Here is a 16,898-nt window from a genome sequence, read left to right on the forward strand (position 1 = left end):
CTTTGGTTGCTTTGCAATACAACATCCTTTCGGTTGTAAAGAGGTTTACAGCATACGAAACGATGGGCAAACTTTTTCAAGACATAACCAAAGACTCTTTGGAACTCTCGGTTACTGACAGAATATGGGGAGCCCTTCAGGAGATTGTTATAGCTATAGCGAACCTCTTCGGATTACTCGATGAGGAAATATACGATGCTATTATCAACAGATCTGAGGAGCTGGGCCATATATGCGATATTTACAAATTAAAACTGGCAAGTTGAACTTGCGAAACATGAATAATAATTGAACTATCATTGTTGTTAAAATTTAAAATTATAAGTAATGGATGGAACCATGCTGAACAAATAAGTCATCTCAGCATTAGGGATTCCACTTGCTGTATTTTGGTCGTAAGTAATAATCCATGGATTTTTATGTCCGTAGGCATTGTACAGTGAGAAATTCCATTCTCCTTGCCATTTTTTACCCGGTTTATGAGTTGGTACATAATTAACTGACAAATCAAGGCGGTGATAATCTTTCTTTCTATATTCGTTTCTGCCTGAATATATGGGGAAATATTCTCCGTTGATCTCAAAGCGTCCTGTAGGGTAAGAGGTTGGATTACCGGTTGCGTAAATCCAGGCAGCAGATACGCTCCATTTTTTAGAAAGCTGATATGCCGCTGAAATATTGATGCTGTGCGTTTTATCAAACGGAGAAAGATAAGTCTTGCCCTCATTAATTTCAGGAATTGTTCTTTCAGAACGTGACAGTGTATAGTTGATAAATCCGGTTAACGGTCCGTTGTTCTTCTTTACCATAAACTCAATTCCGTATGCTTTTCCTTTACCCGAACGAATTTCACCATCTAATTTATCATTGAGTAATAATTGAGCGTGATCCGCAAAATCAATTACATGATTCATCTTCTTGTAATATACCTCTACAGATGTCTCAATATTATTTTCATTGAAATTACGGAAATACCCGGCCGATAACATATCAACTGTTTGAGGTTTAATGTTGGGACCGGCAGGAAACCATAAGTCCAAGGGTGAACCTGCGGAAGAATTATTGGCTAACTGAATAAATTGTGTATTGCGAGCGTAATTAGCTTTCACAGAAGAGGTTTCGGATAGTTTGTATACCATTCCTATTCTAGGCTCTAGTGCATGATATGTATGGTATATTTTTCCTGATCCGTATTGTGTTGAATCAGCTACTTCGTAGTTTTTATCGTAGCTATATACTGTAGCACTGCCTAGGTTTTGAAAAAAGGACCATCGTAATCCATATCTGATTGTAAATTTATCTGTGAATTTATGCTCAGCAGAAAGATATACTCCGTGCTCCAAAGCCTTGTTTTTAGGTATTCGAAAGTCCGGATAATCAGGCTGAGTGATAAAGCCCGGATTAAAATGATGTAGCGTACTGGTTGCTCCGTAGGTGAGTTTCAAGTTTCTGTTTAAGGTTTGGTTCCAATCCCACCTAAACATTAAGTCTGTAATGCCGGCTTCCCACTTAATACTAGCTTTGTCTAGCTTTGATTGTAACATGTAATGGTAATTGCTTGCATTTAAACTAATCTTTGAAATGAGGCTCTCGTTGAATACATGTCCCCATGTAAGCGATCCTACCCGGTTCCCATACGAAAATTCAGCAACTGAAGCAGCTCCAAATTTATCATTACCCATATAAAGATTGAGTGACAGTTTGTCTTTATTCGATAAACGATGAGATATTTTCGCATTAATATCATAAAAGTAGATAACACTTTTGTTCAGTGACTCATCCGATGATGCTTTTAAAAACAAATCAGCGTAGCTGCGACGTCCGCCTACCATCCAGTTTGTTCGTTCGCCCATAGAACCCTCCAGCATCAAACGACTGGATATTAATCCAATACCTCCACTACCTTTTAGTTTGTCAGTATAAGTATCTTTCAATTGCACATCAAGAAGTGAAGAAAGACGCCCGCCATATTTCATGGGTAAGTCTCCTTTATATAACTCTACATTATCAACCACATCATTGTTGAAAACTGAAAAGAATCCAAACATGTGCGAAGCATTGTACACGGTAGCGTTGTCGAGTACAATTAAGTTCTGATCGGCCGAACCTCCTCTGACACTATACCCTGATCCTCCTTCGGCTGTAGCTTGAACTCCGGGCAATAGTTGTATGGCTTTAATGACATCCACTTCACCCATTAGTGCAGGCATTCGTTTGATTTCATTCATTGTCAGCTTTTCGACACCCATGTTTGTGCGACTCACATTTTCGTCTTTTTTATTGGCTAAAACGACTACTTCATCTAACTTTGTGTCCGACTGGAGCATAAATTCCTGTTGTGTTTCCTGACGAATGTTGATCTTTTCAGTGTGTGTGCCATAGCCGATGTAGGACATCCGGCAAGAATAATTTCCGGTTGGTAACACTATGGAGAACAAACCGTTTTCGTCTGTTGAAGTACCGATACCTAGCTCTGGAATGTATATGTTTACATTCATCAGTGGCATACTGTTTTCGGCATCCTTAACAGAACCTTTAAATCTGACATTCTTTGCCACTCTGTTTTGTTTGGCCGGCATTTTCTCGTCTCGGCGATTAATAGTCACTTGCCTGTCGTTTATTTTATAGGTAAGTGTTGTACGATTCAGAATTTCATCCAAGATTTGCTTTAAAGGCTTCTCTGTAGCCGATATTGTTACCCTGCGTGTTAGCTCTGTTTTTACATCATCTGAAAAGAAGAATACATAGTTACTTTTCTTTTCAAGTTCATTCAATACTTGAATGATGGGAGTTTCTTTTTTATGGATTGATAATTTGTTAGTTTGTGCTAGTATCCCCGTAGAAATAGAACCGAACAGAATAGTCAGTAAAAAAGTCTTTAGTTTACAAAATTTCATCTTCCTAAAATAATACCCATTGTTTTCTAATAAATCAGTTAGTCTCATAAATTTGTAGTTTGTACATTTAATACTCTTTTTAATCGGTTGAACATATTTTTATTTTATTGTCTTTCTTTACTATTTTTACAGGCATAGTCATTGCAATGCTGTTTAATACATCTTCTATGCTATCTGTTAGTATAAGCTTTCCATTACATTTCATTCTATCGGCTTTGGCACAACTTTCTATTTCTACGCCATAATATCTCTCTAAATAATGTACTACATCGCTGAGTGGTTGACTGTTCAATGTTAGTACTCCGTCTTTCCAGCTTATATAATTGTATGCATCTACCTCATGAACCGTGAGATTGTTTTTGGTAATTGCGGCCATTTGGTTAGGATCCAATATGAGTGATTGATTATTGCTTGATTGTACTTTGACTTTACCTTCCAATAGCACTACTCGTTTAACTATATCACTAGGATATGAAGATATATTGAATTTTGTGCCTAAAACTTCAACAGAAAAATTATCTCCCTTTACAGTAAAAGGACGTTTGGGATCTTTACTTACTTCCAGGTATATTTCTCCTGATACATTTACTTCTCTTTTGTTATGATCCATCAACGCGGGAAATTCAACCTCAGTTCCGGAGTTGACCCATATTTTACTCCCGTCGGGCATGCTTAAATAGGAACGCTGTCCACGAGGAACAATAAGCCTGTTTCGTTTTCGTCCGCTTTTAATCGATTGCGACTTAGTGTTGTTTTCACTAATTAAAATACTCCCGTCGGTTCTATATGTAATGCGAGCATTTCGTGGAAGAATTGATACTTTTTCATCCGTTATCAGTTGAATCACCTTAGAACCTCGTGCTATCGTATCGTTAATTTGATTGTCTTTTATAAATAGATTTTGCAGCACGAACAAAGCCCCAATCAAACATGCAGCGGCTGCAACATACGAAGTACGCAGTAATATAACCTTTCTTTTATTATTTCTAATACGTACTTTTAATTTCGTGAGCTCTTCTTTTTTCTCTTCTAGGGAAAGGCTGCATTGATTTAATTTAGTAGACTGCAATATCCTGATAGCCTGATTTATTTCAGGTTTGCAAGCTGGATATTCGTTCTGAAAGTCTGTCCAGAACTTATTGTTGCTTTCATCAGGAGAGAGTCTCCAGCCAATGAAATGTATGTCTTTAGCAAAATCAACTGCTTTATATGAACTATATTTTTCTTTTGATATCTGCATAAAAAAGAGGTTTTGTATATAAGACGACAGTCTTTCAAAAACGTTCCCATTTTTGCAGAAAAAGTTTTTTTAGTTGATCATTCTTGAAATACAAAGCAGCATCACCAGTGACAATTCTTCCGTACGAATGCGCGCTATGGCTCTGCATACTAGTTTACGAACTGCCGGAGCACTCATTTCGAGTATAATAGCAATTTCTTCATATTCCATTTCTTCAATGAAGCGCAGATAAACAGCCTCTCGCTGTCTTCCGGTCAGAAGATTAAGATATAGTTCTATCTGTTTTTCAATTTTATTCCGCTCTTCTTCGGCTATTAGCTCATCGAGTACAGTTGGTCTTACCGAAAATTCCAGTCCGGTCAAATCTATAGTGTCCATGTTTGATTTCTGTATGTCGAGAATACGGTTTTTAAGTGCTCTGATAAGGTAGAATTTAGGGTTGCTAACTCCCTGAAAAGCTTTGCGATTAAAATATAACTTATAGAAAACGTCTTGAATTGCATCTTTCAGAGTTTCTTTATCAAAACCCCATCCCATGCCATACGCCATGAGCTGATTTACATAGCGATTATAAATTATTGTAAAAGCATCATCATTTCCGTTTATGAAACGATCTAGCAAGAACAAATCATCGGTTGGTAACTGATTAAGCTTTTCAGACATATAAAGAATGACGTATATGTTATATTTTTTTGCAAATATATCATAACGTCATTGCATTTATGAGTTATTTACTTTTTTTAATACTATTGTACGGACTTAAGAGGCACATATTCAAGTGTAACAACAGATGGATCCAGATCCAGTATCTGAGTATCAGATGTGGAACATTTCTTTATTAGATAATAAAGAAGTAATAGTGTCTTTTTCATCGGAGGTAAATCTACATTCCGAGCTATTCGTTCAACCACTACAAAACGAAAATCACCTTCTATTTTTCGTTCCCGTAAAGATGGGTAACGGCTTAACAAGTCCACTTCACCTTTTTCCTCAAGCTCTTTACAGATGCGGTGAACAAATTTATCAATGTGTGCTCCTTGTTTGAATCCCGAGTGAATATCTATTCTGAACATCTTGCCCGGTACAAATACTTTAACGTCATACTTAAAGTCATAAGGTTCGTCACTGCGGTGCAAATAAACAAACCAGTATGTATCTGCTCTTTTAGGTTGTTTATTTATAAGCGAATAAGATATTTTGCTTTCCATATCTGTGGGATATTTGGCGCGTGTTACGTAAACCAAATGTGTTGCAAATTTTGGAATGCTTTTATCTTCGCAAATATTTTTTAAACAGTCTATAGTGGGAGCAATTGGTTCGTATTTTGAATAGCGGTTTTTTATTCTTCGTCCGTTGTACCATACGAACATAATTCCGAAAATACATCCTGCAATTAATATGGTAGCCCATCCTCCATGTGTGAATTTAAACAGATTAGCAATGAAAAAACTACTTTCTATCGTAATAAAGAATGCTGTAAGCGGTATACTTATCCAAAGAGTGACGTTTTTGTATTGAAAGTATATGAATAATAACAGCGTAGTCATCAGCATGGTAATTGTGATGGATAAACCGTACGCTGCTTCCATGTTCGATGAAGAGCCAAAACATACAACCATTAGCACACAAAGAGCCATCAGGGCATAATTTACTTGAGGAATAAACATTTGCCCTTTAATGTTAGTTGGATATTTAATTTTAATATTAGGCCATAAGTCAAGTGAGATTGCTTCACTGATGATGGTGAATGACCCACTTATCAGAGCTTGGCTGGCAATAATAGCTGCAAGTGTAGCCATCCCGACTCCTATAAAAGAGAACCATCCCGGCATAATTTCAAAGAAAGGATTCACGTCTGTTGTTACGAGGTTGGGATGTGTGATAATCCATGCTCCTTGCCCCAGATAGTTTAAGATCAGAGTTGATTTTACGTATACCCATGATACCCTGATGTTGTGCAAACCACAATGTCCTAAGTCTGAATATAAAGCCTCGGCACCCGTTGTACAAAGGAATACGGCACCTAGAATAATGAACGCATCGGGAACCTCAATCAGCACTTTTACTGCATAAATAGGATTAAAAGCTTTAATAATCATTGGATAATGAAAAAAAGCCAATAAACCCAATACGCCAATCATGCTGAACCATAAAAACATGATACGACCAAACGGTTTACCTAAACGTGCAGTACCTAAAGGCTGTACCAAGAATATTGCTGCGATGATGATTAACGCGATAGGTACTACCGGTAATGATGGCAATAATCCGTTGAGCCCTTCAACGGCCGAGACCACAGTAATGGCCGGAGTAATAATCCCGTCGGCAAGTAAGGTCGCAGCACCGATGATAGCAATGATATAGGCCCATCTATACTTTTTTCTCATTAGCGCGAAAAGTGATAAAATGCCTCCTTCCCCTTTGTTATCAGCTCTAAGAGTGACTATTACATATTTTATAGTTGTTTGCAGGGTCAGCGTCCAGATAATACATGAAATTGCTCCGATGATATAATCAGGGTTTGCTTTTAATCCGGAAGGAAGGCCATTGATAATGGCTTTCATCACATAAAGCGGAGATGTACCTATGTCTCCGTAAACAATACCGATAGCCATAAATATGCCCATAATACCAAAGGGCACTTTGTGCTGCTGTTTCATTTTACTATAATCTCTAATTTTACCTTAATCAAAAACCGCGCAAAAATAGATAAATAAGTGAAACCCAGTTGTTTTCAACGGCTAAATACGTTGCAAGACTTCTAAGATACCTCTTAAGAGATATGGATGTTACAAAACTGTTTCATTTCATCGTAAGAATTCGCATATTCGGTTAAAGGTTCGGTGAAAATGTTCGTCTACACTGTCGGCTATCGTATCCAGAGCAGGGAAGGGGTCCTCGTGTTTATATGGATATGGAAAGTCTAAAATATCTACTTTAATTGGGATGTTTCGCTTTACTCCTTGTAAGGTGTTAATCACTTCGTAGGCCGGTACAACAGTGTCTTTTGCCAGTGTTATAGCCAGAATTTGTTTGCTCATTTGGTTAAAGACGGCTTCACGCGGTTCGGTCAAGCATTTGTAATTCAACATTTTGCGGAAATTAACCCCTTCCGGATGCGCATCACTTAAATAATGACGAAGCAATTCGTCTCTGCGCATGTGACTTTCCAGATGCTCTACTACATACGAGTACAAGCTTACGTTTGCTTCACTGTCTAAAATAAATTTAGATACCGGTGACAAACGGTTGAATACGGCGCCTCCACAGAACATGCACAATTTTGATTCAGAAAAATACCCATCTTTGTTCGTCATCATGAGAATTTCAGCCAAAAAGCTACCTATTGAATACGAAAAGAAATCAATAGAAGCTTCTTTTTCGATGGCCGGATGTAGTCCTGCTTTGATTTGTTCCACCAAATCAATAACATCATAGTATGTTTGTAAGCCCGACCAGATAAAACGTTGAGGTTTGTTGTGCAGGCGGGTGCTAATTGCTACATTCGAAAGCGTTGAACACAGCACATCAGGGTGCCTTTCTTTTCTTTGTTGGCTGATGGCAAACATTTGTCGGCTGTCACTCCAGCTGAGCGGTGCTCTGTTCATGTGAAATGCGATGGGGAATAGCAATACAGCTTTTCCTGTCTCTTCAACTAACGTTTTAGCCCATGTTAAGTATTTGGCCCAGTATTTCTCATTAAAGCCATGAAATAACAAAATTACATGGTTTACCTTGTTATCACCTTTCGGACGGAACAAGTGATAACGGAATTTGATGTTTTCCATGATTTCCGCATCACACTTGTTTATCATGGATTGTATAATATCCGGTTCATAATCAGGATCGGCAGCCGTACAATACTCATAGGAATCTTGATTGCCGGCTCCCCCTGGTAGGAGAAATCGATAGGCCGATTCAAAGTTGTAGTTTTGCACGATAATCTTTTCGTCAATTACAATTTCCTTATTTTCATAGTTGACAATCTTTTTGAGATAGTTATGAAGGTCGATGTATTTCATTGTTACGTCTGATTTAATAATTGTTCAATGCTTAGAACATTGCCAAAGATAAATATAAATGTTTCAGATTGTTATTTAAATCGGGATAAATGGTGTTAAATACCTAAATACAGATTCTATTCAGAATTTGCACCTACTTTTACGTCCTTAAAATATTTATATTGTTTATGAATAAGACTGGTACTTATCAATTTTGTATTATCATTCCGGTATACAATGAAGAGGGAAACATAACTAGATTGGAAAACGAACTAAAAAAGTTTCAGCATATTTCTCCTCTTAAAACATGCATCCTTTTTGTTAATGATAGTTCGATAGATAAAAGCTTAGCGCTGATAAAAGCTGTTTGCGCAGTCAATGAAGGTTTTTTCTACCTTTCATTTAAGCAAAATAGAGGTTTAAGTGCAGCGATTAAAGCCGGAATTGATTATGCTGAATCAAAGTTCATCGGTTATATGGATGCCGATTTGCAGACAACGCCGGAAGATTTTAACCTCCTGTTTCCCTATTTGAATGATTACGAAATGGTCATGGGCATTCGAACAGGCAGGAAAGATTCGTTTATTAAAAACCTTTCTTCCAGAGTGGCCAACGGATTCAGGCGGATGATGACAGGCGATGGTATTAAAGACACGGGTTGTCCTTTGAAAATAATTCATTCGGATTGTGCCAAACGCATACCCCTGTTTAATGGCATGCATCGTTTCTTGCCGGCATTAGTGCAGTTGCAGAATGGCAAAGTAATGCAGATTCCTGTTCGTCATTTTGAACGAACTGCCGGTCAATCCAAATATCATCTATCTAATAGATTAGTTGGTCCTTTTAAAGATTGTTTTGCTTTCCGATGGATGAAACATCGGTACATAAATTACACGATTGATTCAAGTAATGTTGACCTATTGAATGAATAATTATATTGTTTTTGGCATTGGCTTTCTGGCTCAGGCACTTTTCTCCGCTCGTTTGGTTGTTCAATGGCTTCTTTCCGAGAAAGCGCGAAAGGTTGTTTCACCCACGAGTTATTGGCAAATTAGCATTTTGGCGTCTTATTTGCTGTTTGTTTATGGCTGGTTACGTGATGATTTTGCTATTATTTTGGGTCAATACATTTCATATTACATTTATATATGGAATTTAAACACTAAAAATCATTGGAAAGAACTACCGGCATTCATTCGCCTTGTATTGCTGTTAACGCCTGTATTAGTAATAATATATCTGCTATTGACATGGGATATAAATGGGCCGAGATTATTCCGTAATGCCAATATTCCGTTGGGATTGTTAATTTTCGGTTCTATGGGACAGATTATTTTCACCTTTCGTTTCATATATCAATGGTTTTATTCTCGCCATAAAGGAGAATCTGTTTTCCCGGTTACGTTTTGGGTGCTCAGCTTACTTGGCTCAGCCATTATAGTAAGTTACGGTATTTATCGTAGCGACCCGGTGCTTATTCTGGGGCAGTCGGCCGGGTTCATTGCATACATAAGAAACTTGTTTATACTTAGAAAAAATAAGTAAGATGAAAGTATTGGTAACCGGTGCAGCCGGATTTATAGGATTCCATGTAGTTCGCAAACTACTCGATTATAAGTGGCAAGTAGTAGGACTTGATAACATCAATTCCTATTATGATGTTAATTTGAAATATGCACGTTTGCAACAATGTGGCATTCATCGAGAAAATATTATTTCTCATAACGAAGTTCCAAGTTCCAGCTATGCTAATTATTCTTTTTATCAAATAGATTTGGCTGATAAAGAGCAGATGGATGAATTATTCAGAAATCACTCTTTTGAGGTTGTTATCAATTTGGGTGCACAAGCCGGTGTACGCTATTCTCTGGAAGACCCCTATACGTATGTGCAATCAAATATTGTGGGCTTTGTTAATTTGCTGGAGAACTGTAGAAAACAGGACCTAAAACACTTTGTATATGCTTCGAGCTCTTCAGTTTACGGAATGAACTCAAAATATCCGTTTTCGGAAGATGACATGGCTGATTATCCCGTTAGTTTGTATGCTGCGACTAAACGCAGTGATGAATTAATGGCATTTACATACAGTCATCTCTACCAGTTACCCTGCACGGGTTTACGGTTCTTTACTGTATATGGTCCGTGGGGTAGACCGGACATGTCTCCTATGATTTTTGCCGATTCCATTCAAAAAGGAGTTCCACTAAAAGTGTTTAATCACGGTGATATGTTAAGAGACTTTACGTATATTGATGATGTGGTAGATGGCTTGGTCTCAGTACTTGATTATCCACCTGGTGTAAATGAAGAAAAACCGTATTACCGTATCTTAAACATTGGTCATGCAGACCCTGTAAAACTCCTTGACTTCATTCATGCAATGGAAGAGGTGATGGGAAAGAAAGCCAAACTTGATTTTCAGCCTATGCAAGCCGGCGACGTGACTGTTACTTATGCAGACGTACGTCATTTAAGAGAACTTACAGGCTATCAGCCTCGTACATCGCTAACATGTGGATTAAGTAAATTTATATCTTGGTATGAAACCTATTATGATCTCTGATCAGATAAAGCATCTGGCATTACTTTTACTAGTATGCTTTTTTTCTTTCTTTGTACACAATGACTTCATTCCTGCTGATTTGATGGAGTCACGGAATCTGGCTACTGCACAAGAAATGGTAGCGTTGGAAAATTATCTTGCTCCAACCATGAATGGAGAACTTCGTCTCGAAAAACCACCTTTGCCTACGTGGATCGCTGCTTGCGTTAATCACATAAAGCCCCACAGCCTTTCTGCCCAACGGTATGCCGCGGGTGTGGCTGCGACTCTAATGGTTGTCTTTCTTTACCTTGTAGTGAGACAACTAAGTAAGAACTCTACCGTATCTTTTGTTTGTGCTTTGATATTGGCTACTTGTTACAATGTTATTATGATGGGGCGTACGGCTACGTGGGATATTTATTGTCATAGCTTTATGCTGGGCGCCATCTTTTTTTTCATTAAAGCACTATCACATGAAGGACCTCAGTGGCGTTTTTTTGTGTTCACTGGTTTATTCATGGGACTTTCCTTTTTAAGTAAAGGCCCTGTTTCCTTTTTTGCATTGCTCATTCCTTTTATTATAGCTTATCTGATCACCTGGCATCCTTCTTTCAAAGGAAAGATGAAGCCTATAATTGCAATGATTTTAGTTTGTTTAATGGTTAGTTTCTGGTGGCCGGTTTACATTTATATTTTTCACAGAGACTGGGGTGTACACATTGCAAACAAAGAATCGTCTTCCTGGTTAAATCACAACGTGCGTCCTTGGTATTATTACTGGCAGTTCCCGGCTGAAGCTGGAATTTGGGCCCTTTTCTGGGTCACATCACTTGTTTGGCCTTATTGGAGGAAGCGTTTTAGCCAAATACACCTTCATAAAATTTATCTGTTTTCAATTCTCTGGACTGTTGTTTCGCTGATTCTTCTTTCACTGATTCCCGAGAAGAAAACCCGTTACCTCTTACCATTGCTTATCCCGGGTGCCATAAATGTGGGCATATGTTTGTACTATTATCTATCCGGCCGATTAATTCTGTCAAGAGAAAAGAGGCTATTTCGAATTAATATGAGTTTAATCCTATTGGTTATTTTAGCTTTGCCGGTAGCTCTTTATCTGTTTTTTGTGCAGAAACATGAACTCGAAATTTCGCTTTTTGCTATGATATGTTTCTGTTGTTTCTTATTGGCATTGTTGTTGGCATGGAGTATTTACAACCGGCGTGTAAATTATAAAATTGCTTTGGGATGTGTGATAGGTACCATGCTAGTAGTGGAAGGTCTTTGCTTTATTCCGGCAGGTAAACTCTTTATTAACAATGAAAGACACAGTATTAGTGAGGTCCGTAAAATACCGGTTCTTCAGCATTTACCTTTTTACTATGTTGAAGGTGAAGAACTGCGTATTGAATTGGTCTATGAAAGTGACCGGGTAATTCGTCCGCTAAATATAAGAAATATGAATCTTGTAGAAAGCAAACTGCCTTTTGTCTTGGTTAGTGCCACCCCTGCTGATTCACTGTTGGATGCATCAAAATGGGAAATAGATGAAATAGGAAGATATGATAATAATTGGCAGAAAACCAATAGTCGGAAGTACAATCCTGATTTAGTTCGTTACGTTAGTGTTTTGCGTATTAAATCTACAGATTCCACACCTTGATCCACATTTTCCACAATTGGCAGTAGATAGAGTATTACTTGTAATAGTCTGATAATGAATGGATTGGTTCTTCTAGGGGAGTTTGGCACGGTTATTGTAACTATATAAGCATTAAAAGAATACTATAACCTAAACGATGAATGAGAAGATCCTTAATTATGAAAAGAATAATTGGTTAAGTTTGTTTATTGAGAAGAAAAACAAAACACAAAGCTCTGGATCTTAACAATGTTGCAGTGATGCAATGCCTTTTGAATTGTTTGTTTTTCCCGGGTTTGCAGAATCTGTAAACCCGGGATTTTTTTTATGTCAGATTAGTATCTGCCGCCACCGTAACCACCGCCACGGTTGCCACCGCCGCTGTAGCCGCCACCACGGTTTCCACCGCCGTAACCACCACCACGATTGCCACCACCGCCAAAACTGCGACGTGGAGCCTCAGTTCTAGGGCGAGCTACTGATACAGAAAGAGTCTTTCCGTCAACTTCAGCACCGTTTAATTCTTCGATAGCTTTGTTTCCTGCTTCTTCGTCAGCCATTTCAATAAAGCCGTAACCTTTTGAACGACCTGTTTCTCTGTCTGTTACAACCTTTGATGAAGTAACTTCTCCATACTCAGTGAATAATTCCCCTAATTCGGAATCGCTAATGTTATAGCTTAATCCAGCGATAAAAATGTTCATTAAAAATAAATAATTAAAATGTGTATAAAAATTGATAATAATTTGCAATGGAAGGTCTTTGTATAAGGAGATAGTGCTCTGCAATATATAATGAATATGATTGAAAAGGGGAAAATTACCTTAGCAAGAATCTCATTGCGCAACAAAGATATGAATAAGAATTTAAAATCAAAGGAAAGATTCAAACTTTTGCATTTTTATTTTGTTGTCATTCTAGTTGTGGATGTTATCCAAAGTTGCTAAATTTGTCCACGATTACAAATAGTCAAACAAACGAATATATGAAATCACTTAAATTAGTACGTTTCGCACTAAGTGCAGGAATGATGTTGGCAACCTTTGTAGGTTGCGTTGATGATAACAAAGATCTCTATGATCCGACTATCACAGCGGATAATCCGCTGGATATTACGGCTCCTGATGGTTTTGACTGGTCAACCACCAATACTATCAGACTCTCTGTTGAGGCCAATGACGAATATAACGGTCAGTATGATTACATCATCGAGGTTTTTGATAATAATCCGATTGCTTCAGCTGCGGATTCGATTAGCTCATTAGCTAAAGGTGTAGCAAAGAGCGGTCACCCTTTCGTCTTGTCTGCTGTAACCATAGCTAAGTCAACTACCGATTTGTTCATTCGCCAAACGGATCCTAAGGGCAGAGCTGTTATTCGTTCCTTCCCGGTTCAAAGCAATATGACTTGTAGCTTTACGGACAATGTTTCCGTATCTGCTTCTACTCGATCAGCTATTTCGACTCGTGCGCTGGCTACTACCCGTGCAGTGGTACCTGTTCCTGATTATACTTCAATACCGGGGGATGCTCGTGAAATCAGTTCTTTGGGAGGGGCAGCTTTGGAAGCCGGTAAAAATTATAAGATTACAGGAACTTACAACGGTTCATTCACATTCTGGGGATCTTCTAACGTGAAGCTGTATATACAAGGTACCTGGAACATGCCTTCTGATTTTCAAATTCAAACGGGGCTTGAAATTATTGTGATGAGCGGGGCGAAGATTCTAGCAAATAAAAACGCTTCTTTCGTTGGCTCTTCTAGCTTAACCATCATGCCTAATGGTGTAGTTGAACTTAATAGTTTGACCTTTTCAAATCAGGAAGGTCATTTTAAAAACTGGGGTTCTTTGACTTTGGGCGATGATTTTACTATGAGTGCCGGAGGCCTATTTTACTCCAAAGGAACTATTGTAGCTAAAAATGGTAGTTTTAACAATGCTTCACCCATGCAAAACGATGGTACGATTACTTTAGACGGAAAACTTACTATGCCTTCTAATGCATCGTTTATCAATACAGGTGAGGTTACGGCAAAAGACCTTGATGTGAATGGTGTATCGCTTACTAATGAAGGTAAGATGATTTTCGATCAAATATCCAGCGTGAATAACTCTACTGTATTTAATAGCTGCTACATGGAAGCCAAAAAAAGTGCGGTCTTTTCTGGTTGTCGAAATTTTGTTCTTGATCAAGGATACCTAAAAGGAAAGAATTTAACTATAAGAGGATGTGTAGTTAAACTTAATAATGGTTCAATGATTGAAGCTACAAATATTCTTCATAACCAAAGTGAGGCAACTAGTTATGATGGTGGTACCACCGGAAATCGTTCATTGATTAAAGCTGATAAGGTAGAAGGGCAAGGCATTACGTATTCAGGTAAATTAACTGTAGAGTCCGATCATCATTTTACTAAAAAACCTGGAGAAAATTGGAAATATACATTGAACTCACCAGCAGAAATGGCTGGCTATGGCGACTCTAATGTTGTTATAGAAATTTGTACAGGCACGGCGAACGGTGGTAATCCGGGAACAGATCCGGGTAATCCTACTTTCCCCATAGAGAGTGTCAATGATACTAAGTATACCTATTTATTTGAAGACCAATGGCCTCTTTACGGAGATTATGATATGAATGATGTGGTGATTCGTGTTAAGAAAACTACGATGTATCTCAATGCATCTAATAAAGTAGAGAAATTTAAGTTAGAGGCAGAACTGGTTGCAGTAGGAGCTTCTAAGAATATAGCAGCAGGTTTACAGCTCGATGATGTGGCTGCTTCGTTGGTTTCTTCTGTTGAATACGGTAGCACCAAACCTTCTACGTTGTTCTCGTATGCGAGTCAGGGAGTTGAGGCCGGTCAGAGCAAAGCAGTTATCCCATTCTTTGCTAATGCACATGCATTTATGGGTAACTCAACCAATGCATTTGTTAATACCGTGATTGGTAGCACAGCCAATGTTTCTGTATTACCTACCATTGTTGTTACGGCTACATTCAGCAGTGCTACGCTGTCGCCTGAAAGCTTTGCTGCAGGTAAGTTGAATTTATTCATCATAACAGATGGACAGAGCAATAACCGTAAAGAGGTTCACGTAGTAAACTATCGTCCCACCGATAAGGCGTCTACTACTTTCTTTGGTAATAACAATGACGGTTCATCAGCAACGGCAGGTAAATATTACGTAAGTAAAGACAATTTAGCTTGGGGTATCTGCGTTGCTTCTTCAGTGAATCATCCTAAAGAGTATGCTAAGGTAACAGATGTATTCCCTAACTTTGCGTCTTGGGTTACCTCAGGAGGCAGTTCAAATACAGATTGGTATACTACATACAATAGCGGATTGATTTTTAAGTAACCATCTTTCAACAAAATACATAAGCCCTGTTTCAAGTGAGTAACTTTCACTGAAACAGGGCTTTATCATTTCTAAATAGTGTTAAAATGATGCAGTATTGTTTGTAGTCTTGTATTTTATAGATACAAATAACTTAAAATATTGTATGTATGAAAAAGATTAGTTCAATTATTGGTGTACTTTTATTGATTTTGATAATTCCTGTTTTGCAGTCGTGTGACAATGATGACGATGGCTATTCGCTCGGCAATTTTCAGGTGCAAATGGCCACGGTGAAAGTAATCAATGGAGCTAACTACTACCTGGTGCTCGACAACAATAAGACTGTTTGGCCGGGAGCTACAGCAGTTCCGCAGTACCAAGCGGTTGACGGGCAGCGTGTGATTGCCAATATTACTCTTCTAGGCGATCAATATGGTAGTTATGATTACGTAGCCAAAATTAATTATTTGAATAATGTGCTAACCAAAAGCGTGGAGGAACTCACTGAAACGAATGAAGCAACTTTTGGTAATGATCCTTTGCGTATGAGGCAGATATGGCTTAGCGCCAGCCATCTGAATGTTGATTTCCTGATGAGGATGCCTTCGCAAAAGAAACATCGCATCAGTTTGGTTAGAAACACTACGGCAGAATCTCCATCGGATGGATATGTGCATTTGGAACTTCGCTACAATGATCAAGATGATGTGACGAATTACGTAGCTCGTGGTTTGGTGTCTTTCTACGTAGGTGAGTGGGGAAAAGCCGATGAACTGAGCAACTCTATTCGTGGTATTAAAGTAAAAGTAAATACTGCGGAAAGTGGTGAAAAAGAATATGTTTTCGACTTTAATAAAGAGGAAGCTCAAGCTCCGTTGGTTGAAGATGTAGCAGAAGGTGTTAGCATTGAATAAAGAAACCTGAAGAATTTCTTTTTCAGGTTGCAAAACTTCTTGTAGACCCGGGTGTACACATGTTGTACATCCGGGTCTACAAGTTTCCTACATGGGGGTGTACAAGGTATGTACATCCGGGTGTAGACGAAAATTGCTAACCTGCAAAATAAATCGCAGAAGCATGCTAACTAAAAATCCTGTATAGAAAGAATAAATAGCAGCAAACCTGTAAGGAATTACTGCCAAAAAAGTTGGTGATACTTGGTGATACTTGGTGAGGCTTTTTTTTAGGCAAGTATCACACAGAATGTTCTGATTATCAGTTAGTTAC

At 38.2% G+C, this 16,898-nt stretch carries 12 protein-coding genes and 1 pseudogene; 7 read left to right on the forward strand and 6 right to left on the reverse strand.

Going from position 1 to position 16,898, the window contains the following annotated elements; genetic code table 11:
• Positions 1 to 266, forward strand: a pseudogene (locus C511_RS0110430) (IS4-like element ISUnCu6 family transposase); the annotation flags it as partial.
• A gap of 39 nt (positions 267 to 305) precedes the next feature.
• Here the strand turns inward: C511_RS0110430 and C511_RS16665 are convergent.
• The 5 genes from C511_RS16665 to C511_RS0110455 form a co-directional block, all read right to left on the reverse strand.
• A complete protein-coding gene (locus C511_RS16665) occupies positions 306 to 2,945 on the reverse strand; it encodes a TonB-dependent receptor (RefSeq protein WP_081698301.1) in 2,640 nt (879 codons plus the stop codon).
• Positions 2,946 to 2,976: 31 nt separating this feature from the next.
• Positions 2,977 to 4,137 (reverse strand): FecR family protein, encoded by a 1,161-nt coding sequence (locus C511_RS0110440; RefSeq protein WP_024997028.1) that lies wholly within the window; start codon positions 4,135 to 4,137, stop codon positions 2,977 to 2,979.
• Positions 4,138 to 4,206: 69 nt separating this feature from the next.
• Positions 4,207 to 4,800, reverse strand: a complete 594-nt coding sequence (locus C511_RS0110445) for an RNA polymerase sigma factor (protein ID WP_024997029.1) — start codon at positions 4,798 to 4,800, stop codon at positions 4,207 to 4,209.
• Positions 4,801 to 4,883: 83 nt separating this feature from the next.
• Positions 4,884 to 6,797 carry a KUP/HAK/KT family potassium transporter gene (locus tag C511_RS16670; RefSeq protein ID WP_051260505.1) on the reverse strand — a complete coding sequence of 638 codons (1,914 nt, stop codon included), beginning with the start codon at positions 6,795 to 6,797 and terminating at the stop codon, positions 4,884 to 4,886.
• Positions 6,798 to 6,944: 147 nt separating this feature from the next.
• Positions 6,945 to 8,159 carry a DUF6051 family protein gene (locus C511_RS0110455; protein WP_024997030.1) on the reverse strand — a complete coding sequence of 405 codons (1,215 nt, stop codon included), beginning with the start codon at positions 8,157 to 8,159 and terminating at the stop codon, positions 6,945 to 6,947.
• A 167-nt stretch (positions 8,160 to 8,326) separates the two neighbouring features.
• Here C511_RS0110455 and C511_RS0110460 point away from each other — a divergent pair, with 167 nt between their 5' ends.
• The 4 genes from C511_RS0110460 to C511_RS0110475 are packed head-to-tail and all read left to right on the forward strand — an operon-like array spanning position 8,327 to position 12,346.
• Complete coding sequence (locus tag C511_RS0110460; protein ID WP_024997031.1) at positions 8,327 to 9,070, forward strand: glycosyltransferase; 744 nt, start codon at positions 8,327 to 8,329, stop codon at positions 9,068 to 9,070.
• Positions 9,063 to 9,683, forward strand: coding sequence for a lipid-A-disaccharide synthase N-terminal domain-containing protein (locus C511_RS0110465; RefSeq protein ID WP_024997032.1), 621 nt, complete (start codon positions 9,063 to 9,065; stop codon positions 9,681 to 9,683). The genes C511_RS0110460 and C511_RS0110465 overlap by 8 nt, the downstream gene beginning before the upstream one ends.
• A 1-nt stretch (position 9,684) precedes the next feature.
• Positions 9,685 to 10,704: an NAD-dependent epimerase/dehydratase family protein gene (locus tag C511_RS0110470; RefSeq protein WP_024997033.1), complete on the forward strand. Its 1,020-nt coding sequence runs from the start codon at positions 9,685 to 9,687 to the stop codon at positions 10,702 to 10,704.
• Positions 10,682 to 12,346, forward strand: a complete 1,665-nt coding sequence (locus tag C511_RS0110475) for an ArnT family glycosyltransferase (RefSeq protein ID WP_027318118.1) — start codon at positions 10,682 to 10,684, stop codon at positions 12,344 to 12,346. Before C511_RS0110470 ends, C511_RS0110475 begins: the two co-directional genes overlap by 23 nt.
• A 314-nt stretch (positions 12,347 to 12,660) precedes the next feature.
• Here C511_RS0110475 and C511_RS0110480 read toward each other — a convergent pair whose 3' ends face one another.
• Positions 12,661 to 13,029 carry an RNA recognition motif domain-containing protein gene (locus C511_RS0110480; protein ID WP_024997034.1) on the reverse strand — a complete coding sequence of 123 codons (369 nt, stop codon included), beginning with the start codon at positions 13,027 to 13,029 and terminating at the stop codon, positions 12,661 to 12,663.
• A 281-nt stretch (positions 13,030 to 13,310) separates the two neighbouring features.
• Here C511_RS0110480 and C511_RS0110490 point away from each other — a divergent pair, with 281 nt between their 5' ends.
• Together C511_RS0110490 and C511_RS16675 are read left to right on the forward strand one after the other, a co-directional pair.
• Positions 13,311 to 15,689 carry an LruC domain-containing protein gene (locus C511_RS0110490; RefSeq protein WP_024997035.1) on the forward strand — a complete coding sequence of 793 codons (2,379 nt, stop codon included), beginning with the start codon at positions 13,311 to 13,313 and terminating at the stop codon, positions 15,687 to 15,689.
• Positions 15,690 to 15,838: 149 nt separating this feature from the next.
• Positions 15,839 to 16,585 carry a NigD1/NigD2 family lipoprotein gene (locus C511_RS16675; protein ID WP_024997036.1) on the forward strand — a complete coding sequence of 249 codons (747 nt, stop codon included), beginning with the start codon at positions 15,839 to 15,841 and terminating at the stop codon, positions 16,583 to 16,585.
• Positions 16,586 to 16,898: the final 313 nt, after the last annotated feature.

This window comes from Bacteroides graminisolvens DSM 19988 = JCM 15093 (genome assembly GCF_000428125.1).
GTDB lineage: Bacteria > Bacteroidota > Bacteroidia > Bacteroidales > Bacteroidaceae > Bacteroides > Bacteroides graminisolvens.

Bases quoted from the DNA above. Each gene is read 5' to 3' on its own strand.
- C511_RS0110455 (WP_024997030.1), bottom strand. From the start codon at position 8,159: ATGAAATACATCGACCTTCATAACTATCTCAAAAAGATTGTCAACTAT.
- C511_RS0110480 (WP_024997034.1), bottom strand. From the start codon at position 13,029: ATGAACATTTTTATCGCTGGATTAAGCTATAACATTAGCGATTCCGAA.
- C511_RS16675 (WP_024997036.1), top strand. From the start codon at position 15,839: ATGAAAAAGATTAGTTCAATTATTGGTGTACTTTTATTGATTTTGATA.
- C511_RS0110440 (WP_024997028.1), bottom strand. From the start codon at position 4,137: ATGCAGATATCAAAAGAAAAATATAGTTCATATAAAGCAGTTGATTTT.
- C511_RS0110445 (WP_024997029.1), bottom strand. From the start codon at position 4,800: ATGTCTGAAAAGCTTAATCAGTTACCAACCGATGATTTGTTCTTGCTA.
- C511_RS16665 (WP_081698301.1), bottom strand. From the start codon at position 2,945: ATGAGACTAACTGATTTATTAGAAAACAATGGGTATTATTTTAGGAAG.
- C511_RS0110465 (WP_024997032.1), top strand. From the start codon at position 9,063: ATGAATAATTATATTGTTTTTGGCATTGGCTTTCTGGCTCAGGCACTT.
- C511_RS0110460 (WP_024997031.1), top strand. From the start codon at position 8,327: ATGAATAAGACTGGTACTTATCAATTTTGTATTATCATTCCGGTATAC.
- C511_RS0110475 (WP_027318118.1), top strand. From the start codon at position 10,682: ATGAAACCTATTATGATCTCTGATCAGATAAAGCATCTGGCATTACTT.
- C511_RS0110470 (WP_024997033.1), top strand. From the start codon at position 9,685: ATGAAAGTATTGGTAACCGGTGCAGCCGGATTTATAGGATTCCATGTA.
- C511_RS0110490 (WP_024997035.1), top strand. From the start codon at position 13,311: ATGAAATCACTTAAATTAGTACGTTTCGCACTAAGTGCAGGAATGATG.
- C511_RS16670 (WP_051260505.1), bottom strand. From the start codon at position 6,797: ATGAAACAGCAGCACAAAGTGCCCTTTGGTATTATGGGCATATTTATG.